The sequence below is a fragment of the Arhodomonas sp. KWT genome (genome assembly GCF_010993615.1).
Map to the genome: position 1 here is coordinate 1 of NZ_WNXE01000474.1, position 1,282 is coordinate 1,282.

General features: G+C 70.5%; 1 protein-coding gene. It reads left to right on the forward strand.

Annotated features, from left to right (window positions below):
* Positions 1-1,282 (forward strand): alanine--tRNA ligase-related protein (locus G7A99_RS20025; RefSeq protein WP_240466353.1); only part of this gene is annotated, 1,282 nt, incomplete at both ends.

The following is a 1,282-nucleotide window of genomic DNA, read 5'->3' on the forward strand; positions in this document are numbered from 1 at the left end:
CTCGTGCGCGGCCAGCCCCAGGCCGAGAAGATCCTCCGCCAGGAGGAGGAGCGCTTCCGCGAGACCCTGGAGCAGGGGCTCAAGCTCCTCGAGGAGGACCTGCGCGATCTCGAGGGCACCATCATCCCCGGCGAGACGGTGTTCAAGCTCTACGACACCTACGGCTTTCCGGTGGATCTCACCGCGGACATCGCCCGGGAGCGGGACCTGGAGGTGGACACCGAGGGCTTCGACCGGGCCATGGCCGAGCAGCGCGAGCGTGCCCGGGCGGCGAGCAGCTTCAAGGCGGATCACGGCGGCGGTGCGGACTACGAGGGCAGCTCCGAGTTCACGGGCTACGAGCACCTGCGCGACAGCGCCCGGGTGGATGCCCTGTATGCCGGGGGGCGGGCCGTGAACGCACTGGAGACCGGTGAAGAGGGCATGATCATCCTCGATCGCACGCCCTTCTACGCCGAATCCGGCGGCCAGGTCGGCGACCGCGGCACGATCAGCGGCGAGGGCTTCGAGTTCGATGTTCAGGACACCGTGAAGTACGGCGACGCCCACGGCCACGTCGGCGTGGTCCGCCAGGGGCGCGTGCAGGCCGGCGACGGCGTCACCGCCCACGTGGACGAGGCCCGGCGGCAGGCCACGGTGCTCAACCACTCGGCGACGCACCTGCTCCACGCGGCACTGCGGGAAATCCTCGGCGAGCACGTCACCCAGAAGGGCTCACTGGTGGCGCCGGACCGCCTGCGCTTCGACTTCGGCCATTTCGAGCCGGTGAGCGCGGAGCAGGTCGGGACCATCGAGCGCCGGGTCAATGAGTGGATACGGGCCAACGAGCCCGCGGACGTCCGCCATATGGCCTACGACGAGGCCATCGATTTCGGTGCCGTGGCGCTGTTCGGCGAGAAGTACGGTGACGACGTGCGGGTGATGCGCTTCGGCGAGTTCTCCACCGAGCTCTGTGGCGGCACCCACGTCGGCCGTACCGGCGACATCGGCTTCTTCAAGATCATCTCCGAGGTCGGCATCTCCGCGGGCGTGCGCCGGATCGAGGCGGTCACCGGCGAGGGTGCGCTGGCCTGGGCGCAGGGCGCGGAGCGGCGCATCGACGCGGTGGCCGAGCGCCTGCGCGCGAGCCCGGAGAACATCGAGGTGCGCCTCGGCCAGGTGCTCGATCGCAACCGCGAGCTGGAGAAGGAGCTGGAGCAGGCCCGGGCCCGGCTCGCCAGCCAGACGGGCAGCGACCTGGTGGACAAGGCGGTCGAGGTCGGTGGCGTGCGCGTGCTTGCCG